The sequence below is a fragment of the Halalkalibaculum sp. DA384 genome (genome assembly GCF_043951955.1).
Lineage (GTDB): Bacteria > Bacteroidota > Rhodothermia > Balneolales > Balneolaceae > JAMQKA01.
Map to the genome: position 1 here is coordinate 1 of NZ_JBINJE010000078.1, position 2,366 is coordinate 2,366.

The following is a 2,366-nucleotide window of genomic DNA, read 5'->3' on the forward strand; positions in this document are numbered from 1 at the left end:
CACCGGATGGTATCGTCATGCGGAGATCCCGCTGATCAACGGCTGGCTTGTCCGGCTGGGAGCCGCCCACCAGATGCGCGTGGATGTCACGGAAACCCCGTCCGATATCAGCGAAGAATCGCTGCGGGCATACGATGTGCTGCTTATCAACAACGCCAACGAGCTGGACCAGGTGTTCAGCCAGCAGCAGCGGGCCGCCATTCGGCAATGGTACCAGGCCGGCGGCGGCATCGTGGGGCTGCATGCCGCGCTGGTCCGCCAGCAGGGCTGGGAGTGGTTTTCGGAGCTGGGAGGGTGTGATTTCGAGAGCGACTCAAATTACCAGCGGGCAAAAGTGATGGTCGACCCGCAGGCCCGGGATCATCCGGCGGTCGAGGGATACGGGCCGGAATTCTGGTACTCGGCCGACTGGCACAACCACACGCGCCCGGTTACCGGCCTGGAGGGGGTGCAGGTGCTGCTGCGGGTGGATGAGTCCACCTACGAGCCGGTGCGCGACTATTTCCTGGAACAGGGAGCCACCCCGATGGGCGAGGATCACCCGGTCTCATGGACGCGCCAGTACGATGGAAGCCGGTTCTTCTATACCGAGCTGGGCCACGACCTGCGTTCCCTGGATACCGAATTCGGTCGCATGCATATCCTGGAGGCGATTCGGTGGGTGGCAAAAAGTACGTCTGAGGAATGAGGTCTTAAATGGAGGGATGCGATTTAAAAATGTTATATAAACAGTCGGAATATCTCCAGCAAGGATACAACGGCAAGATATTGCGATCTTATGGAAACCGGGCATTTAGTTTGCAACAAGAAAAATTACATATCTAAACTCAATACTGGCACAATGGAACAAAACTTATATCGGAATATAAAAGCGTTTGGAAAAAGATTGGTACCCCTGATTGCAGGGATGTTATTTTTAGCTTTCACCAGTCTGCAACTGGCTCAGGCCCAGCAGGGTACGGAGTGGATCTCCTACGAGCCGGCAGAAGGCCCGGGTAACGGGAAACACATTGTGCTGGTTAGTGGAGACGAAGAATATCGTTCGGAAGAAGCGCTGCCGCTGCTGGCCGAGATACTGGCGAAGCACCACGGGTTTAAAACGACCGTGCTTTTTGCCATCGATCCGGAAACGGGTCACGTGGATCCCGAGCATCAGACCAACATCCCGGGATTGGAGCACCTTCAATCTGCAGATCTGATGGTTATTTTTACCCGGTTTCGCGAGCTGCCGGACGAGCAGATGAAATATATTCACGAGTACCTTCAGGCGGGGAAACCGGTGGTGGGGATGCGGACGGCCACCCACGCCTTTATGTATAAACGGAATCCCGACAGCCCCTATGCGCATTACGACTTCAGAAGTACTGAACGGGGATGGGAGGATGGATTCGGGCGACAGATTCTTGGAGAAACCTGGATCGACCACCACGGTGTGCACGCTGAGGAAGGTACCCGTGGTATTATTGACGGGATCAAGGAACGAGAAAATCATGCCATTTTACGTGGCGTTCAAGACATCTGGGGGGAAACGGATGTATATGGCACCCGCGAGCTTCACGGCGATCCGGAGGTGTTGGTATGGGGATTATCTACGGAAGGGATGACCCCGGAAAGCCCGATTAACTGGAAAAAATCAGCTATGCCGGTTGCATGGATTAAAGAGTACACAAGTGACCAGGGGAATACCGGCCGGGTGTTTACCACCACGATGGGTGCTTCCATTGAACTGGTGAGCGAAGACCTTCGAAGATTGATCGTAAACGGCTGCTACTGGGCGCTGCATATGGACCATCAGATACCGGAGGAGAGTAATGTGGAAATTATCGGGGACTATGATCCCACCATGTTTGGTTTCGGGGATCACAAAAAAGGATTAACTCCATCAGATTTTAAATAGGCAGATTCCGCACCAACAGGCGGACTCTGTTATTACTGTTTTAGAAACCAGTGATACCATTCATAATTATGAAAACCTAATATGCACGTTATTTTCCGGCTTCTCGTCCTACCCACTCCTTCTGTGCACCCGAGGTCAGTCGATACAACATCTTCAACGGGAAATGGGTGGGGTTTTGGGATAGCAGGTGGATGTTGACATTACAAAGCATGATTTAGTTGTTTGTCCGATTACCCGAAATCAGCAAGAATATTCCCCCTTTCAAAGGGGGTTAGGGGGATTTAACGATAGATACCTTTGGCACGTACTATGAAATAGGTTTCCATAATTTGAAAAATGAGCTGCCGCTCACTCATTGTAGGAACTTGTAAAATAATAGCTACATCCCCCTGCGCCCCCTTCAAAGGGGGAATGGGTGGCGCCAGTATTCCAACAGGTAGCTTAAAATTAGTTTACGTTTTTTTGATTC

Annotated in this window: 3 protein-coding genes; 2 read left to right on the plus strand and 1 reads right to left on the minus strand. The window is 52.1% G+C overall.

The features are described 5' to 3' along the window. Positions 1 to 688: ThuA domain-containing protein (locus tag ACG2E4_RS18245; RefSeq protein WP_395277482.1), on the plus strand; the 688-nt coding region annotated here is incomplete at its 5' end. Positions 689 to 841: 153 nt separating this feature from the next. Further along, the gene (locus ACG2E4_RS18250) at positions 842 to 1,897 is read left to right on the plus strand and encodes a ThuA domain-containing protein (RefSeq protein WP_395277483.1); all 1,056 of its coding nucleotides are present in this window, start codon (positions 842 to 844) and stop codon (positions 1,895 to 1,897) included. A gap of 88 nt (positions 1,898 to 1,985) precedes the next feature. Here ACG2E4_RS18250 and ACG2E4_RS18255 read toward each other — a convergent pair whose 3' ends face one another. After that, on the minus strand, positions 1,986 to 2,108 hold the full coding sequence (locus ACG2E4_RS18255; RefSeq protein WP_395277484.1) for a hypothetical protein: 123 nt from the start codon (positions 2,106 to 2,108) through the stop codon (positions 1,986 to 1,988). Positions 2,109 to 2,366: the final 258 nt, after the last annotated feature.

What these genes read in the sequence shown, in the direction of transcription:
- ACG2E4_RS18250 (WP_395277483.1), top strand. Translation starts at nt 842, where the DNA reads ATGGAACAAAACTTATATCGGAATATAAAAGCGTTTGGAAAAAGATTG.
- ACG2E4_RS18255 (WP_395277484.1), bottom strand. Translation starts at nt 2,108, where the DNA reads ATGCTTTGTAATGTCAACATCCACCTGCTATCCCAAAACCCCACCCAT.